Annotated in this window: 14 protein-coding genes; 10 read left to right on the top strand and 4 right to left on the bottom strand. The window is 58.8% G+C overall.

Going from position 1 to position 16,815, the window contains the following annotated elements:
- Positions 1-10: 10 nt before the first annotated feature.
- Positions 11-412, bottom strand: a complete 402-nt coding sequence (locus tag BMZ32_RS06910; protein WP_090240779.1) for an acyl-CoA thioesterase — start codon at positions 410-412, stop codon at positions 11-13.
- Between the two features lie 307 nt (positions 413-719).
- Between BMZ32_RS06910 and BMZ32_RS06905 the strand changes: the two genes are divergently transcribed.
- The 7 genes from BMZ32_RS06905 to BMZ32_RS06875 all read left to right on the top strand — a co-directional run bounded on the left by BMZ32_RS06905 (position 720) and on the right by BMZ32_RS06875 (position 9,686).
- On the top strand, positions 720-1,688 hold the full coding sequence (locus tag BMZ32_RS06905; protein WP_090240778.1) for a PstS family phosphate ABC transporter substrate-binding protein: 969 nt from the start codon (positions 720-722) through the stop codon (positions 1,686-1,688).
- Positions 1,689-1,867: 179 nt separating this feature from the next.
- Positions 1,868-4,153 carry an ABC transporter permease subunit gene (locus tag BMZ32_RS06900; protein WP_090240777.1) on the top strand — a complete coding sequence of 762 codons (2,286 nt, stop codon included), beginning with the start codon at positions 1,868-1,870 and terminating at the stop codon, positions 4,151-4,153.
- A 15-nt stretch (positions 4,154-4,168) separates the two neighbouring features.
- The gene (pstA, locus tag BMZ32_RS06895; RefSeq protein WP_425272854.1) at positions 4,169-5,845 is read left to right on the top strand and encodes a phosphate ABC transporter permease PstA; all 1,677 of its coding nucleotides are present in this window, start codon (positions 4,169-4,171) and stop codon (positions 5,843-5,845) included.
- 65 nt (positions 5,846-5,910) lie between these two features.
- Complete coding sequence (pstB, locus tag BMZ32_RS06890; protein ID WP_090240776.1) at positions 5,911-6,744, top strand: phosphate ABC transporter ATP-binding protein PstB; 834 nt, start codon at positions 5,911-5,913, stop codon at positions 6,742-6,744.
- Between the two features lie 150 nt (positions 6,745-6,894).
- Entirely contained in the window at positions 6,895-7,626 is a 732-nt protein-coding gene (gene phoU / locus BMZ32_RS06885; protein ID WP_090240775.1) for a phosphate signaling complex protein PhoU, read from the top strand.
- A gap of 139 nt (positions 7,627-7,765) precedes the next feature.
- Positions 7,766-8,665, top strand: a complete 900-nt coding sequence (locus BMZ32_RS06880; RefSeq protein ID WP_090240773.1) for a response regulator — start codon at positions 7,766-7,768, stop codon at positions 8,663-8,665.
- A gap of 124 nt (positions 8,666-8,789) precedes the next feature.
- Positions 8,790-9,686 carry a peptidoglycan DD-metalloendopeptidase family protein gene (locus BMZ32_RS06875; protein WP_090240772.1) on the top strand — a complete coding sequence of 299 codons (897 nt, stop codon included), beginning with the start codon at positions 8,790-8,792 and terminating at the stop codon, positions 9,684-9,686.
- A gap of 69 nt (positions 9,687-9,755) precedes the next feature.
- Here the strand turns inward: BMZ32_RS06875 and BMZ32_RS06870 are convergent, their stop codons facing one another.
- The 3 genes from BMZ32_RS06870 to ehuR all read right to left on the bottom strand — a co-directional run bounded on the left by BMZ32_RS06870 (position 9,756) and on the right by ehuR (position 13,134).
- The gene (locus tag BMZ32_RS06870) at positions 9,756-11,033 is read right to left on the bottom strand and encodes a TRAP transporter large permease (RefSeq protein ID WP_090241581.1); all 1,278 of its coding nucleotides are present in this window, start codon (positions 11,031-11,033) and stop codon (positions 9,756-9,758) included.
- Between the two features lie 17 nt (positions 11,034-11,050).
- Positions 11,051-11,587: a TRAP transporter small permease gene (locus BMZ32_RS06865; protein ID WP_090240771.1), complete on the bottom strand. Its 537-nt coding sequence runs from the start codon at positions 11,585-11,587 to the stop codon at positions 11,051-11,053.
- A gap of 146 nt (positions 11,588-11,733) precedes the next feature.
- The gene (ehuR, locus tag BMZ32_RS06860; RefSeq protein ID WP_090240770.1) at positions 11,734-13,134 is read right to left on the bottom strand and encodes a MocR-like ectoine utilization transcription factor EhuR; all 1,401 of its coding nucleotides are present in this window, start codon (positions 13,132-13,134) and stop codon (positions 11,734-11,736) included.
- A 268-nt stretch (positions 13,135-13,402) separates the two neighbouring features.
- On the opposite strand from ehuR, the gene doeA reads away from it, so the two are divergent.
- Genes doeA through BMZ32_RS06845 form a run of 3 tightly spaced genes read left to right on the top strand, consistent with a single transcriptional unit; the run spans position 13,403 to position 16,755 of the window.
- On the top strand, positions 13,403-14,590 hold the full coding sequence (gene doeA, locus BMZ32_RS06855; protein WP_090240768.1) for an ectoine hydrolase DoeA: 1,188 nt from the start codon (positions 13,403-13,405) through the stop codon (positions 14,588-14,590).
- Positions 14,591-14,606: 16 nt separating this feature from the next.
- Positions 14,607-15,659 carry a N(2)-acetyl-L-2,4-diaminobutanoate deacetylase DoeB gene (gene doeB / locus BMZ32_RS06850; protein WP_090241579.1) on the top strand — a complete coding sequence of 351 codons (1,053 nt, stop codon included), beginning with the start codon at positions 14,607-14,609 and terminating at the stop codon, positions 15,657-15,659.
- 58 nt (positions 15,660-15,717) lie between these two features.
- Entirely contained in the window at positions 15,718-16,755 is a 1,038-nt protein-coding gene (locus BMZ32_RS06845; RefSeq protein ID WP_090240767.1) for a TRAP transporter substrate-binding protein, read from the top strand.
- The last annotated feature ends 60 nt before the right edge of the window (positions 16,756-16,815 follow it).

The following is a 16,815-nucleotide window of genomic DNA, read 5'->3' as shown; positions in this document are numbered from 1 at the left end:
TAGCGGGCGGTTAGCGCCGAGCCGCAACGGAGCGAGTGCGGCCACTGCCATCGATGGCGACGAAAACGAATACGGCCTCGGTGACCTTGCGCCATTCGCTGGACAGTGGGTCATCGCTCCACACTTCGACCAGCATTTGGATCGAGCTGCGACCCACTTCTACTGTCTGCGTATAGAAGGACAGTTGCGCGCCCACCGCCACCGGCACGAGGAAGGCCATACGGTCGATGGCGACTGTGGCCACACGTCCGCCTGCCACTTTGTTGGCCATGGCGGTACCGGCCAGATCCATTTGCGAGACCAGCCAGCCGCCGTAAATATCGCCAAAACCGTTGGTTTCACGCGGCAGCGCGGTGATCTGCAAAGCCAGGTCGCCTTGCGGGATGGGGTCTTCCTGTTCGAAATCGTGCATCGGATAGGCTCGCGGCGCGGTTGTTGTTATTGGCGCAGTGCAGGGCTAGCGGTGGCAGCGAGGCAGGCTCTGCGGCTATCGCGGGTTCGCCCGACAGGCCCACGGGACTGCGGGCGCAGCGAGTATAACGACTCAGCAGTCGCAGGGCGACCACAGCGCTTTGTCAGCGGTTATTCGGTCTTTCCATCGGCGTGGCTGAAATATCGACGACGGTCATCTAACTGTCATATTGCTTACATACAGTCGTCATGCGGCCTACAGATACTTGGCCCCGTTCAATCCAACACTAGTTTTCCAGGAGTAAGGCATGAAACTTAAGCGTTTGATGGCGGCCATGACTTTTGTCGCCGCTGGCGTGGCTACTGCCACTGCGGTTGCTGCTGTCGACCCGGCTCTGCCGAGCTACACCAAGACTTCCGGCGTATCGGGCAACCTGTCCAGCGTCGGTTCCGACTCCCTGGCCAACCTGATGACTTTGTGGGCTGAAGAGTTCAAAAAAGAATACCCGAACGTCAATATCCAGATTCAGGCTGCCGGCTCCTCTACCGCGCCGCCCGCGCTGACTGAAGGCACTGCTGGGATGGGTCCGATGAGCCGTCCGATGAAGGATGCTGAGATTCAGGCGTTCGAAGAAAAGTACGGTTACAAGCCGACTGCTGTGCCGGTGGCCATCGACGCCCTGGCGGTATTCGTACACAAAGATAACCCGATCAAGAGCCTGGATATCGCTCAGGTTGACGCCATTTTCTCCAACACCCGCTTGTGCGGCGGTGCTACTGATATCAAAACCTGGGGTGATCTGGGTCTGACCGGTGAGTGGGCCGCCAAGCCGATCCAGCTGTTCGGTCGTAACTCGGTTTCCGGTACCTACGGTTACTTCAAAGAAGAAGCCCTGTGTAAGGGTGACTACAAAGCCAACGTCAACGAGCAACCAGGTTCGGCTTCGGTAGTGCAGTCGATCTCCAGCACAGTGAATGCCATTGGTTACTCGGGCATTGGCTACAAGACCTCCAGCGTTCGCGCTGTGGCACTGTCGAAGAAAGGCGGTGAGGCGTTCGAAGCGAACGAAACCAATGCCCTGGCCGGCAAGTTCCCGTTGGCTCGCTTTTTCTACGTCTACGTCAACAAGGCGCCGAACAAGTCGCTGAGCCCGTTGGATGCCGAGTTCATCAAGTTGGTACTGTCCAAGCAAGGCCAAGAAGTAGTCGTGAAAGACGGCTACATTCCGCTGCCGAAGAAAGTGATCGATAAAACCCTGAAGGAACTAGGTCTGTAAGGTTCACCAGACTGGCAAGGACGCCAAGTAAGTCGCACGCCCGCCTGTCGAAACGAAGGCGGGCGTAGCTTTGTCAAAGCCCTGTAACTTTTCTGTCATAAAGTGCGGCTAGAGTAACGCGCTGATAGCGACAGAACTCATTATGGCGCGCTCATGGCTGCGCAGAGACGCTCTTACTTATGAATGACTTGGCTAGTGAAACCATGACCGCCACATCCAAACCCCTCGGGCTGGACTTCAATACCCCTGCCCTGCAGCGTAAGCGGCGTATCCGCGCCCTTAAAGACCGTTGTGCCCGCTGGGCGGTTTCCTTGGGTGGTATGGCGGTGCTGGGTGCGATCACCCTGATCTTTTTCTACTTGGGCTACGTGGTGCTGCCGATGTTTCAAGGCGCCAGCATAGAGCCACGTAAACCGGTGCAGGTTGCCTGGCTAAATGAAGCCGGTGCGCCGCTGCTGCTGGCGCTGGAAGAGCAGAATCAGGTGGCGATGCGCCTAGATCAGAAGGGGCAGGTGCAGTTTTTCGATGCCAAGCAGATGCAGGCGTTGAGCAAGGTACAGTTGCCGCTGCCGGCGGATGCGCAGATTACCTCGGTTGCCCAGGATCAGCCGGGCAGTAACCGTATCGCTCTGGGTCTTTCTAACGGCCAGGTGCTGGTGTTTCAGCATGCCTACAAGATTACCTATCCGAATGACATAAAGACCATCACGCCTAGTGTCGAGTACCCCTTCGGTGATGCGCCGATCGTACTGGATAGCCAAGGCCGCGAGCTGGATCACCTCGCCCTTAGCCTGAACAGTGGCACCCTGATGCTCGCCGGCTCTACCGGCATCGAGCTGCATGTGCTGAGCTTGGGCCGTGAAGAAAACCTGATGACCGGTGAAGTGACGCTCAGCGAGGAGCGTATTGCGCTGCCGCAGATTGCTGAGCCGATCAAGGCGTTGATCATCGACCCGCGGCAAATGTGGATGTATGTGGTGAACGGTCGCGCTACTGCGGATGTGTTCGACCTGCGCAGCAAGACCCTCAATGGTCGCTACAAGCTGCTGGCCGATGCCAAGTTAGAAGTCAGCAACGCTACTCCGCTGCTCGGCGGCATATCACTGTTGATCGGTGACAGCCGTGGTGGCATCGGCCAGTGGTTTATGGTGCGTCAGGACGACGGCAAAGCGTCGTTGACCGCAATCCGTAGTTTCCAGATGGCCGACAGCCCGATCGTTCAGATTATTCCCGAAGAGCGCCGCAAGGGCTTCTTTGCCCTGGATGCGAAAGGCAATCTGGGTATTTTCCACAGCACCGCGCACCGTACCCTATTGGTCGAGCCGGTTGCTGAGGGGCAGGCCCTGGCCACCTTGTCACCGCGTGCCAACCGTATGCTGGTGGAGAGCGACGGCCAGCTACAACGCCTGATTATCGACAACCCGCACCCGGAAATCTCTTGGAGCTCGCTGTGGGGTAAGGTCTGGTACGAGAACTACGACGCCCCAAGCCATGTCTGGCAGTCGACGTCCGCCAGCACCGATACTGAGCCCAAGCTGAGCCTGGCGCCACTGGCGTTCGGCACCCTGAAAGCGGCGTTCTACGCCATGCTCCTGGCCGCGCCACTGGCCATCGCCGCGGCGTTATACACCGCCTATTTCATGGCACCGGTGCTGCGCCGCAAGATCAAGCCGGTGATCGAACTGATGGAGGCTTTGCCGACGGTGATTCTCGGCTTCTTCGCCGGCCTGTTCCTCGCACCTTATGTCGAAGGCCACCTGCCGGGTATCTTCAGCCTACTGATCTTTACGCCCATCGGCATTCTGCTGGCCGGCTATCTGTGGAGTCGTTTGCCGGAGTCAATCCGCTTAAGCGTGCCAGATGGTTGGGAGTCCGTGCTGTTGATTCCAATGATTCTGCTGGTCGGCTATGTGTCGCTGGCCATGAGCGGGCATCTGGAAAACTGGCTGTTCGATGGCAACATGCGCTTGTGGCTGAGCAATGACCTAGGCATCGCCTTCGATCAGCGCAACGCCCTGGTGGTCGGCCTGGCCATGGGTTTTGCGGTGATTCCGACCATCTTCTCGATTGCCGAAGATGCGGTGTTCAGCGTGCCCAAGAGCCTGACCTTTGGTTCCCTGGCTCTCGGTGCTACGCCCTGGCAGACCCTGACTCGTGTGGTGATTCTCACCGCCAGTCCAGGCATCTTCTCTGCGGTAATGATTGGTATGGGCCGCGCCGTTGGCGAAACCATGATCGTGCTGATGGCCACGGGTAATACCGCGATCATGGACATGAACATCTTCGAAGGGCTGCGCACCCTGGCGGCCAACGTGGCGGTGGAAATGCCCGAGTCAGAAGTGGGCGGTACCCACTACCGTGTGTTGTTCCTCTCGGCGTTGGTACTGCTTGGCTTCACTTTTGTCATGAACACCCTGGCAGAAGTGGTGCGCCAGCGTCTGCGCGTCAAGTACGCCTCGCTCTAAGGTCTTGGAAGGTATATGTCCGTGAAACAGAACAACCTGAATACCTGGTTCAAGAGCGGTACGCCGTGGATCTGGATGAATGCCGGTGCGGTGTCGATCGCAGTTATCATGACCTTGGGTCTGATGGCAGTGATTGCCGTGCGAGGGCTTAGCCACTTCTGGCCGGCCGATATCATCGAAGTTAACTACCAAGTCCCAGGGCAGGAAGTCCGGGTGATGGCCGGTGAAGTCACCCAGATTGAAGAAGTCCCGCGTGCTCGTTTGGCGGCTTCCGGGTTGCCGGTTGACGTCAAGGGCGGCGAGTTTATGACCCGTGAGCTGCTCAAGGTGGGTAACCGCGACATCTATGGTGCGGACTTTACCTGGGTGGTCGGCGAGTGGTTGAGTAACCAGCGCACCCCGGAAAAACTCACAGCCATTGAGCGCCGTGAATGGGGCAATTTCTACGGCTATCTGGTTAACGTCAAAGAGTCGGGAGAGCTGGTAGCCGAAGGGGATGCCAGTTGGCCGGCGTTGCAGGCGCGCATCGAGCGGGTCGAGCAGTTGCATGGTCAACTGGTGCGCCTGGAGAAGAAGGACATTGGTCGCATCAACGCCGGGCTTGAGCGCATCCGTTTGCAAACACGCAAGCTGGAGCTACAGGGCAAGCTGGACGAGTTCGCGCAAGCTGAACTGGATGCCGAGCGCGTGCAGTGGGATGCCGAGTACAAGGTGCTGGAAACCGAGCTGATTGCCCTGAATCAGGCATTCAACCGTGACAGTGTGACGCTGAAAACCGTCGACGGCCATGAACTCACTATCAGCCTGGGCAAAGTGGTGCGGGCCTTTCAGCCCAACGCCATGGGCACCTTCGATAAACTCGGCTTCTATTTTATTAAACTGTGGGAATTCGTCAGCGACGATCCACGTGAGGCCAACACCGAGGGCGGCATCTTCCCGGCGATTTTCGGCACCGTGATGATGACCATGATCATGGCCGTGATCGTCACCCCGTTCGGTGTGGTCGCCGCGATTTACCTGCGCGAATACGCTAAACAGGGGCCGCTGACCCGGGTAATTCGTATCGCGGTGAATAACCTCGCCGGTGTGCCGGCGATTGTGTACGGCGTGTTTGGCTTAGGCTTTTTCGTCTATGTGCTGGGCGGATCGCTCGATCGCATGTTCTTCCCGGAATCGGCACCGACGCCGACCTTTGGTACGCCGGGGCTGATGTGGGCGTCGCTGACGCTGGCGATCCTGACCTTGCCAGTAGTGATTGTGGCCACTGAAGAAGGTCTGGCGCGCATCCCCCGGGCGGTGCGTGAAGGTTCCCTGGCGCTTGGCGCAACCAAGGTAGAAACCCTTTGGCGCGTGGTGCTGCCGATGGCCAGCCCGGCGATGATGACCGGTCTAATTCTCGCCGTCGCGCGTGCTGCCGGCGAAGTCGCGCCGCTGATGCTGGTAGGCGTGGTCAAGCTGGCACCAAGCCTGCCGGTTGATGCTAATTACCCGTATCTGCACTTGGACCAGAAGATCATGCACCTGGGCTTCCATATTTACGATGTTGGCTTCCAGAGCCCTAACGTCGAAGCCGCTAGGCCGCTGGTATATGCCACCGCATTGCTGCTGGTGCTGGTTATCGTGGTGCTGAACTTCGCTGCGGTTTATATCCGCAACCACCTGCGCGAGAAGTACAAAGCGCTGGATCATTAATCACTTGTGCCCGCCCGGTAACTGCCGGGCGGGCAGGTACGAATTGTTAGCGTAGGGAGCATCCCATGCAGCACGAAGCACACACACACGGTATCGATATGACGGCATTGGGCCGTGAGCGCCAGGGCCTGAATATGGCCAATGAGCAGGTGGCCATTGATGTGCCAGGCTTAAACCTGTTTTACGGTGATAAGCAGGCGTTGTTCGATGTGCAGATGACCATTCCGAAGAAGCGCGTCACTGCGTTTATCGGTCCGTCTGGTTGCGGCAAGTCGACATTGTTGCGCACCTTCAACCGGATGAATGATCTGGTCGATGGTTGCCGTATTGAAGGCGAGATCAATCTCGACGGGCACAACATCTACCGCAAGGGCGAGGATGTGGCTGAGCTGCGTCGCCGCGTTGGTATGGTGTTCCAAAAGCCTAATCCGTTCCCCAAGAGCATCTACGAAAACGTGGTGTATGGCTTGCGTATTCAGGGCATCAACCAGAAGCGTGTGCTCGATGAAGCGGTGGAATGGTCACTGAAAAACGCCGCACTCTGGGATGAGGTCAAGGACCGCTTGCACGACTCGGCATTGGGCCTGTCCGGCGGTCAGCAGCAGCGCTTGATTATTGCCCGCACCGTGGCGGTGCAGCCGGAAGTATTGCTGCTCGACGAGCCATGCTCGGCACTCGATCCGATTTCGACGCTGAAAGTCGAAGAGCTGATCTACGAGTTGAAATCCAAGTACACCATCGTCATCGTCACTCACAACATGCAGCAAGCGGCGCGGGTTTCGGATTACACGGCGTTTATGTACATGGGCAAGCTGATTGAGTTTGGTGATACCGACACACTGTTCACCAACCCGGCGAAGAAACAAACTGAAGACTACATCACTGGTCGCTATGGCTGACCGGCTATGGCAAATCGCGCTGCGTGTTATTGGCGGCGCTTGCCATACGCGTTTGTATTGTCTGCGCGCCGCCTCCTAGCTCTGCATGATTCACCACAGGCCGGCTAATACCTCGATAGGACTATCATCCAGTTTCGCAAGGGTTCGATCATGATCAACAAAGAAAACCTTACCCAGCACATTTCTCAGCAGTTCAATGCCGAGCTGGAGGAAGTGCGTAGCCATTTGTTGGCTATGGGCGGCCTGGTCGAGAAGCAGGTGAATGATGCTGTCACGGCACTGATTGATGCCGATTCTGGTCTGGCCCAGCAGGTGCGCGAGATCGATGATCAGATCAACCAGATGGAGCGCAACATCGACGAAGAGTGCGTGCGTATTCTCGCCCGCCGTCAGCCTGCAGCCTCCGACCTGCGGTTGATCATCAGTATTTCCAAATCGGTGATCGACCTCGAGCGTATCGGCGATGAAGCCACCAAGATCGCTAAGCGCGCCATCCTCTTGTGCGAAGAAGGTGAAGCGCCGCGCGGTTACGTAGAAGTGCGCCATATCGGTGATCAGGTGCGCCGGATGGTGCGCGAGGCGCTGGACGCTTTCGCCCGTTTCGATGCCGACCTGGCACTGTCGGTGGCGCAATACGACAAGACCGTCGACCGCGAATACAAAACGGCTTTGCGTGAGCTGGTGACTTTTATGATGGAAGACCCGCGTTCGATCTCGCGCGTGCTCAACATCATCTGGGCCCTGCGCTCGCTGGAGCGGATCGGCGACCACGCCCGTAATATCGCTGAGCTGGTGATCTACTTGGTGCGTGGCACCGACGTGAAGCACATCGGCCTGACCCGCATGCAAGAAGAAGTGCAGGGCACTAACAAAGACAACTGAGTGCAGTGCGGCTGCGTGGGATAGCGTTGGTGCGCCGCCCTTAGGCGAAATATCTGTGATCGCGACATAGGCTGTATTTCGGTTGGCCTTTGGCCAGTCGCCATGACTATGCTTAAGGCCATCAGAATGGGAGTGGCCGATGAGCAAAGTCAGTGTGCTGGTAGTGGACGACGCAACCTTTATCCGCGATCTAGTGAAAAAGGGCCTGCGCGATCACTTTCCCGGCATCCAGATCGAGGAAGCCGTCAACGGGCGTAAAGCCCTGCAAATGTTAACGCGCAAGCCGGTGGACCTGATTCTCTGCGACTGGGAAATGCCGGAAATGTCCGGCCTAGAGCTGCTCAGCTGGTGCCGCGAACAAGAAAGCCTGAAAACCGTCCCCTTCATCATGGTCACCAGCCGTGGCGATAAGGACAACGTCGTGCAGGCGATTCAAGCCGGCGTTTCAGACTTTATTGGCAAGCCGTTTACCAACGAGCAGTTGGTCACCAAGGTGAAAAAAGCCCTTAGCCGCGCCGGCAAGCTGCAGGCGCTAGCCGCCAGTGCGCCGCCGAAGATGCTCAGTACTGGGGCTTACGCAAACGATTCATTGTCAGCGCTGACCGGTGGCAAAGCCGATGTGCTCAAGCCTCCGGCGGCGCCAGCACCTCAGGTTGTGACTAAGCCGGCAGCCAGTAAGGCCGCGGTACCGAGCGCCAGCACTGGCCGTGGTCAGGGCCAGTTGCGTTTGCCGAGCGGCAGCATGAGTTGCGTGATTAAAGCGCTCAGCCTTAAAGAAGCCCTGCTAGTGGTTAAACGCACTGAGGCGCTACCGCAGGTCTTGGAAAGCGCGGTGTTGGACCTGGAGCAGGGCGAAGGGGCGGAAACCGCACGGCTTAATGGTTACCTGCATGCGGTTGCAGCGTTTGAGCCGAAACCGGACAGCGAATGGCTGCAGCTGACGTTTAAATTCGTCGACAAAGACCCACAGAAGCTCGATTACCTCTCGCGTCTGATTGCCCGAGGTACGGCGCAGAAGCACTTCAGCCCTGGCGCTTAAATAATGCTGACGGTGCTTAACACGTGCGAGATGGCTCACACGTTTAGCGCGCCGGTTCGCTTCGCGTGGGGGCGGCTGCTAGTCTCATACCCCCGGACATACAAATCATAAGATCCGAGTCGTTATGCTAGGGCGTCTGATACTTCTTTGCAGTGCGTTAAGCCTTGCCGGCCAGGCTGCGGCTTTAACTATTTATAAGTACACCGATGCCAACGGCGTGGTCACTTATACCGACCAGGCCGCGCCCGGTGCGCAAGTGTTTGTGTTTAGCGACCGCATGGTTGAGAGTCTGGATAATCAGGTAAAGCTGGAAACCAAGAAACACGAAGCCGGTGAGACGCTACTGGTGCGCAACGATCTGTACGCACCGGTGCAGATTGAGTTGCGCCTGCAGGCTACGGACAACATCGCGGGTGTGCCGGACGAGCCGATCAGTTGGGTGCTGCCGCCACGCAGCAAGATTCGCTTGGTTACCCTGGCTCCGCGTGATGCCCACAAACCCATGCGCTATACCCCCAAGCTGCGCTACGCCATGGGCGACCCGCGCCTGCTGCCGACTCAACAGAATTACCCGCTGCCGTGGCGCGGTGGGCCGTTCCGCCTGACCCAGGGCGCCAACGGTAAGTACAGCCATTTCACCCCGAAAGGCCGCTACGCCATGGACATCGCCATGCCCGAAGGCACGCCGATTGTCGCGGCGCGCGGCGGCATGGTGGTGAAAACCGAGAATCGCCAGAGTGGCCGTGGCAATAATCCGTCTGGCAACTATGTGCGCATCCTGCATGACGACGGCACCATGGGTGTCTACCTGCACCTGATGCAAGGCTCGGTGGTTGTGCGTGAGGGCAGCCGGATCAGCGTCGGCAGCATGCTCGCGCGTTCCGGCAATACGGGTAACAGCACCGGCCCGCACCTGCACTTCGTGGTGCAACGCAATGTCGGTTTAGCGCTGGAGTCGATCCCTTTTGATTTTTCCCAGCCGGTTAACAGCCTGCCCAATTTTGCCGTAGGCGGCGAATAAAAACCCTGCTGCCGACTCGATAGCATTCGAGCGGGCAGCAGGGTTTTTGATTGCTGGTGGGGCTCTGTACTAGCGGAAGGCCAAGTCGCGCAGGAATAGGGTGATCGGTGGGAACATGATCAGCAGCACCGACATCAGCAGCAGTATTAAGAAGAACGGCAGGCTGCCACGTATTACATCCAGATAGGGTCGGCGGAATACCGCGATGGCGGTAAAAATGTCGCAGCCAAAGGGCGGTGTGGCCGAGCCTATCGCTGCCTGTAGGGTGACGATGGTGCCGACCAGTACGGGGTCGAGGCCAGACAGGCGTACCGCCGGAGCAAAGATCGGCACCAAAATCAGCATCACCACGATCGGGTCGACGAACATGCAGCCGATGAAGAACGCGATCGAGATAATGATCAGCAGTTCGGTGGGTGAGGCGCTCATGATGCCGATGCCGCTGAGGATCTGCTGCGGAATCTGAGCAAAGGAAATCACCCAAGAAAACGCCGAACCAGCCGCTACCAGGATGAACACCACGGCGGTGATTAGCCCGGTGGAGAGGGCGATGGATGATAGGTCGCTGAGTTTGACGCGGCGGAAGATCAGCACTTCAAGAATCAGCGCGTAGAGCACCGATATCGCCGCCGCCTCGGTGGGGCTGAACATCCCGGAATATATCCCGCCAATGGTCATCACCGGTAATAGCAGTGGCAGGATGGCGCGACGGCAAGTGACTAGGCGTTGCATCCAGCTGTATTTCTCGCCGCTGGGGATGCCGTTGATGCGCGCATAGATATAGCAGTAACCGGCCAGCAAGCTCATCAGCAACAGGCCGGGGCCAATGCCGGCGATGAACAGCTCTGCCACCGACGTGCCGGACACCACGCCGTAGATGATCATGCCAATGCTGGGTGGAATCAGCAGGGCGATGTCCGAGGCGTTGATGATCAGCGAGATGGCAAAGCTGTCCTTGTAGCCCTGCTGCAACATCTTCGGGCGCATGATGCTGCCGACCCCGACTACCGTGGCTTGGGTCGAGCCGGACAGCGCGCCGAATAGCGCGCAACTCAGTGCGGTGGTCACCGCCATGCCGCCGCGTACATGGCCGACGAAGGCCATGGCTACGTCCAGCAGGCGATTAGCCGTCGCGCCGCGGGTGATGATGTCGGCGGCAAGGATGAACATCGGCACCGCCACCAAAGCAGCTGGGCGGATGCCGGCGATCATCTGCTGCACGATGAACTCCGGGCCCATGTTGAAGAAGAAGACGAAGCCAGCAGCGGCAGCGGCTAGCAGCGTGGCCATCATGGGAAAGCCAGTCAACAGCAGGACCAGCATGATGAGCAGCAGGGCGGTAGTCATATCCATGGCGGCAGGACTCAGGGTTGCGGCGGTAGAGGGGTGTCGATATGGCGTGCCGGCGCTTCGCATCGGCCGAGCAGAACCAGCAGCTGGATGAAGGCATGGCGCAGGAACTGCAGGCCGGTCATGCCCAGCCCTAGAGGAATCACCAGATAGATGTAGTGCATGGGCAGTTGCAGGGCCGAGGACGCACGACCGATTCGGGCGGCCGATTCCACGTAGCCGATTGCCGCCCACGTCAGCCAAAGCATTAGCACGGCAGTGCTCAGGTTGATCAGTAGCAGGCTTGCTGCGGCAGGCTTGCCGCTCAGCTGCTCGATGAATGCGCTCATGCTGATGTGCCGGCTATGCCGTGCTGCATAGCTACAGCCAGTGAAGGTGATGAAGATGATGAGGAACTGGTTGAGCTCTTCGGAGAAGTAAAAGCTCTGGTTGAACAGGTAGCGGCCGAACACATTGCCGACCGAATTCAGCGCCATCAATAGGATGGCGCCGGCGAGTATGAAGGCTTCGAGCTTTTCTAGTAGCCAATCCAACTTGCGCAACCAAGACATAGCCACCTCTGGTCCGTTGTTGTATCAGCGGACATCTTTTTTATTGTCGAAGCTCGACCTTATCCCTGGCAAAAAACCATGTCAATTAATATTTGAATCAGTACACGCGCGCTTTTTTCGTGCGAGTGTAATGATTCTGCGCTATTTTAGAACACGAAATGCATTGGTGGCGGCATTTCACTAAACAGTCCATTGAGCTTGGTCAGCCCTGCGTGCAGGCGCGAGCGGCTCTGCTCGGCGCCTAAGCTGATGCGGACATGCTGGTTGCCTCGATCAGGCGTGGCCAGAAAGGGTTCCGCGGGGAATATCATCACGCCCTCTTGGCGGGCGCGGCGGGCAAACTTCTCCGGCTGCCAATGGGCCGGCAGCTCAGCCCAGATGTGCATGCCATTGGGGTGAGCCCTGAAGCGGCAGCCGTCGAGTAGTTCGCGGGCGATCTGCTGGCGCGCCGCGAATTCCTGCTGTTGGAAGGCGACCATGCGCTCCAAGGTGCCGTCCTGCATCCACCAACTGGCAATTTCAAAGGGCATCAGGGTGGCCATCCAGGTGGTGCTGCGTAGGCGGCCAATGGCCTGCTGTACTAGGTGCGGCGGGGTAACCAGATAGCCGGCGCGCATGCCCGGTAGGGTGATCTTGGTCAGGCTGGTGGCGTAAAAGCTGCGCTCCGGGATCAGTGCCGACAGCGGCGGGTGGCGGTCCGGCTGGAGAGCGCCATAGACGTCGTCCTCCACCACGGTCAGGTCATAACGCCGAGCCAGGTCGGCGATCGCCTGGCGGCGCTCAAGGCTCATGGTGTCACTGGTCGGGTTGTTCATGGTCGGGGTGCAAAACAGTACCCGTGCGCCGCCTTGCTTGCAGGCTGCCTCCAAGGCGTCCGGGAGCAGGCCCTGTTCGTCGGTGTCCAGGCCCTTGAGTTTGAAGTGCAGGGTCTGTGCCAGCGCCAGCAGCAACATGCAGGTCTCCCGTTCGCAGAACACCGTATCGCCGGGATTGACCACCGTAGCCATAGCGATGGTCAGGGCATGCGCAGCGCCATTGCAGAACAGCATGTGGTCCGGGTTGGCCGGCATCTTCTGCTGCGCCAGCCAGGCGCAGACCACCTCGCGATGGTGGGTCAGGCCCTGAGTCGGGTGGAACGAGGTGATGAAATCATCACGGCCTTCGCGGGCTAAGCGCATCAGGCTTTCGCGGTAGAGCTTGACGTGACGCGGGGTACACACCGGGTGGGCAGTTGACAGATCAATGCCGCGGCTGGGGTCTTCATGCTCGTCGGTGGACAGGTAGTCGGACTCGTGACTGACGTGACGGCTGCGCACGAAGGTGCCACTGCCCACTTGGGCGTAAATAGCACCCTGCTTCTCGGCGTGGGCATAAGCATTACTCACCGTCTGCACGCTAACGCCTAGGGTTTCTGCCAGCTCGCGGTGAGTCGGCAGCTTGCTGCCGGGCAGCAGCACGCCACTGTTGATTGCCTCGCTCAGGGCGTTGCCGATGGCCAGGTACTTGGGCTGGCCGGAGCGGATAAAGGGTTTCAGGTCAATTGTCATAGAACAATAAAACTCTTGACGATGATTGTAATGGTCATAGTATGGGCCTCGAAGGCAATTGACCTGTATTTGTGACGGTCACTTTAGCAGATATCAGTACAATTTCTCCACATGTGGTCAGCTGACCGCATACCAGATTCGTTCTCGACTCTGGTGGGCACAAAGACGGATTGCCGTCGAAGCGCCTTAGTAATGTCGTCCGCCTGGATGCGATTTGGCGGACTGGTATAGGCCTGAACGCCTTAGCGTTCGTTATCGAGATGGTGTCATGAGTGAAATTGCGTTGAATTTCAGCCGTGAAGAGTACGCCCAGCGACTGGCCAAGGTGCGTGCTGCCATGGCCGAGCGGGAGATTGAGACGCTGATCGTTCACGATCCGTCCAACATGGCCTGGCTCACCGGTTATGACGGCTGGTCCTTTTATACGCCGCAGTGCGCAGTGGTCGGCCAGCGTGGCAACCCGCTGTGGTATGGCCGCGGCATCGACGCCAACGGCGCACGACGCACCGTTTATTTACCGGAGGAGGATATCGCCTCCTACAGCGACCGCTATGTGATGAACCCGCCGCACCATGCTCTCGACTATTTGTGCGAGCAAGTGCTGCCGGCACGGGGTTGGACCACTGGCGTGATCGGCGTCGAGATGGACAACTATTACTACAGCGCCACCTCGCACCAGGCGCTGCTGCGCGGCTTGCCCCAGGCTCAGTTGGTGGACGCCACCGGTCTGGTCAACTGGTGCCGGGCGATCAAGTCCTCTCAGGAAGTCGAATACATGCGCGTTGCCGCGCGCATCGTTGAGAACATGCACCGCGCCATCGTTGAGATGATCGAGCCAGGCCTGCCGAAGAACGTGCTGGTCGGCGAGATTTACCGGGTCGCCTGTGTCGGCCATGACGGCAAGTTCGGCGATTACCCAGCCATCGTACCCATGCTGCCGTCGGGCAAGGACGCTTCGGCGCCGCACCTGACCTGGGATGATCGGCCGTTCAAAAAAGGCGAAGGCACCTTTTTCGAAATCGCCGGTTGCCATAAGCGCTACCACTGTCCGCTGTCACGCACCGTCTACCTGGGCGAGCCTTCTGCGGCGTTTCGCAAGGCCGAGGAGGCGATCAACGCCGGTCTCGAAGCAGGTCTGGCGGTGGCTAAACCCGGCAACACCTGCGGTGATATCGCCCGCGAACTGAACAGCACCCTGCGCCGTTACGGTTACGACCGCGGCGACAACCGTTGCGGTTACCCGATTGGTCTGAGTTATCCGCCGGATTGGGGCGAGCGCACCATGAGCTTGCGCGAGAGCGACACCACGGTGTTGCAGCCGGGTATGACGTTTCACTTCATGCCGGGCCTATGGCTAGACGATTGGGGGCTGGAGACCACCGAAAGCATCCTGATCACCGACAGCGGCGCAGAAACCCTCTGCGACTACCCGCGCCAATTGTTCGTGAAAGCCTGATATGAGCGCCGCGCTAATGAATATTTCCCCCGACTCCGAGCTGCAGGCGACCAGTCTTTCGACCATCGCCGAGGTCGGTGAAAGCACCATCAGCGTCACCCTCGACTTCGAGCGCGACGGTGTGCAGCACGGCTTCCTCAAGCTGCCGTACTCCCACGACCAATCGGCCTGGGGCTGCATCATGATCCCCATCAGCGTGGTGAAGAACGGCAACGGCCCGACCGCGTTACTCACTGGCGGCAACCATGGTGACGAGTACGAAGGCATCACCGCGTTGCTCAAGCTGGCTGGCGAGTTGCGTGCCGAGGACGTCCAAGGGCGGGTGATCATCATCCCCGCGATGAACTACCCGGCGGTACAGAACGGCAGCCGCACCTCGCCGATCGACAAGGGCAATATGAACCGCTCGTTCCCTGGTAATCCGCATGGCGCGATGACCGAGCGCATCGCGGATTATTTCCAGCGCTACCTGATCCCGCTGTGTGACTACGCTTTGGATATCCACTCCGGTGGTAAAACCCTGGACATCCTGCCCTTCGCTGCGGCCCACCGGCTACCCGACCCGCAGCAGGAAGCCAAGTGCATCGAGGGTGCCAAAGTGTTTGGCACGGCCGCCAGCATGATTCTTTTCGAGCTGGATGCCGCCTCGCTGTATGACACCGCGGTGGAAGCCCAGGGCAAGGTGTTTGTCACCACCGAGTTGGGTGGCGGCGGCACCAGTACGCCGCAGACCATGGCCTTGGCTGATCGTGGCGTGCGCAATTTTCTTAAGTTCGCCGGCATCATCGAGGGCGAGTTGGAGTCGGCAGACGAACCGGCACTGCAGCTGGATATGCCTGACGCCAGTTGTTATGTGCAGAGCGTGCACCGCGGCATTCTCGAACTCACCCTCAGTCTGGGTGATCGGGTGCAGCGTGGTGATTTGGTGGCGCGGGTGCATGCCTTCGAGCGTACCGGCACCCCGGCGGTGGAATACCGCGCCGAGCGCGCCGGAATGTTGGTAGCACGACGCTTCCCGGCGCTGGTGGACATAGGTGACACCCTAGCGGTGATTGCCGACGTAGTTTAAGGCTGAAGACAAGCAGGCTCAGTCGCATATCTCTAAATAAAAAAGCGGAGACCTCACCATGAGCAAGTTCAGCACAATGAAGAAAGCGGCCCTGGCCGCGGCAATGGGCCTGGCCTTAGCTGGCCAGGCGAGTCTGGCAGCGGCGGACGAGTGGAAGTTCGCCCTGGAAGAGATCAGCGGTAGCGTGCAGGACGCCTACGCGCAGAAGTTCAAGCAGCTGGTGGAAGAAAAGAGCGGTGGCGACATCAGCGTCACCGTCTACCCCTATGGCGCCCTAGGCGAGTCGGAAGACCTTACCGAGCTGGTGGCCAATGGCGTGCTGCAGTTCACTCACGGCTCCACCGGTATCCTCGGCTCCACTGCGCCGTCGATGCAGGTGTTCTCCATGCCCTACCTGTTGTCGCAGAACAACAAGGTTAACCAGGAGTTGCTGACTGCGAGCCCGACCATCTACGGGCCCATGGCCGACAAGCTGAAGACCCGCAATTTACGTCTGCTGAGCATGTACCCCGAAGGCGAAATGGTCTGGACCACCAACAAAGAGGTACGCAAGCCCGCCGACTTCGATAACGTGAAGATGCGCGTGATGGCGTCGCCGATGCTGGTGGAAACTTACAAGTCGTTCGGCGCAGTGCCCACCCCGCTGCCGTATTCCGAGGTGTATGGCGCCTTGCAGCTGAAAATGATCGACGGCCAAGAGAACCCGATCTTCGCCATCGAAGAGATGAAGTTCTACGAAGTCACCGACGTGCTGACCTGGTCCGGTCATCAGCAGTTCACCGTCGCCGTGTTGTCTAGCGAGTCCTGGTACCAGGGTTTGCCGGCCGCTCAACGCACCATCATCGACGAGACCATTAGCGAGCTGGCGCCATACATCTTCGAAACCCAGGCTACCTACAACCAAGAGCGTCTTGAGAAGATCAAGAAGGCCAAACCAGGTATCCAGGTTGTGCACTTGAACGAGGCAGAACAGGCCACTTTCCGCGAGGCCAGTGCGCCGCTGCGTGACAAGCTGGTTGAGCTGGCTGGGCCAGAAGCCGGCAGCGCCCTGCAGTCGCTGGAAGCTGAGATCGTCAAGCTGGAAGAGAAATACTAAGCGACGAATCGTCATCCGTGAGCCGGCGGGGTTACTCGCCGGCTTTGTCATATCTGTTGC

The organism is Pseudomonas guineae (assembly GCF_900113745.1).
GTDB classification, from domain to species: Bacteria; Pseudomonadota; Gammaproteobacteria; order Pseudomonadales; family Pseudomonadaceae; genus Aquipseudomonas; species Aquipseudomonas guineae.
Note: the sequence above shows the minus strand (reverse complement) of the source record. Positions and strands in the feature narration are given on the sequence as shown.

Bases quoted from the DNA above. Each gene is read 5' to 3' on its own strand.
- phoU (WP_090240775.1), top strand. From the start codon at position 6,895: ATGATCAACAAAGAAAACCTTACCCAGCACATTTCTCAGCAGTTCAAT.
- doeA (WP_090240768.1), top strand. From the start codon at position 13,403: ATGAGTGAAATTGCGTTGAATTTCAGCCGTGAAGAGTACGCCCAGCGA.
- BMZ32_RS06875 (WP_090240772.1), top strand. From the start codon at position 8,790: ATGCTAGGGCGTCTGATACTTCTTTGCAGTGCGTTAAGCCTTGCCGGC.
- BMZ32_RS06905 (WP_090240778.1), top strand. From the start codon at position 720: ATGAAACTTAAGCGTTTGATGGCGGCCATGACTTTTGTCGCCGCTGGC.
- BMZ32_RS06870 (WP_090241581.1), bottom strand. From the start codon at position 11,033: ATGACTACCGCCCTGCTGCTCATCATGCTGGTCCTGCTGTTGACTGGC.
- BMZ32_RS06900 (WP_090240777.1), top strand. From the start codon at position 1,868: ATGAATGACTTGGCTAGTGAAACCATGACCGCCACATCCAAACCCCTC.
- BMZ32_RS06880 (WP_090240773.1), top strand. From the start codon at position 7,766: ATGAGCAAAGTCAGTGTGCTGGTAGTGGACGACGCAACCTTTATCCGC.
- doeB (WP_090241579.1), top strand. From the start codon at position 14,607: ATGAATATTTCCCCCGACTCCGAGCTGCAGGCGACCAGTCTTTCGACC.
- BMZ32_RS06865 (WP_090240771.1), bottom strand. From the start codon at position 11,587: ATGTCTTGGTTGCGCAAGTTGGATTGGCTACTAGAAAAGCTCGAAGCC.
- pstA (WP_425272854.1), top strand. From the start codon at position 4,169: ATGTCCGTGAAACAGAACAACCTGAATACCTGGTTCAAGAGCGGTACG.
- ehuR (WP_090240770.1), bottom strand. From the start codon at position 13,134: ATGACAATTGACCTGAAACCCTTTATCCGCTCCGGCCAGCCCAAGTAC.
- BMZ32_RS06845 (WP_090240767.1), top strand. From the start codon at position 15,718: ATGAGCAAGTTCAGCACAATGAAGAAAGCGGCCCTGGCCGCGGCAATG.
- pstB (WP_090240776.1), top strand. From the start codon at position 5,911: ATGCAGCACGAAGCACACACACACGGTATCGATATGACGGCATTGGGC.
- BMZ32_RS06910 (WP_090240779.1), bottom strand. From the start codon at position 412: ATGCACGATTTCGAACAGGAAGACCCCATCCCGCAAGGCGACCTGGCT.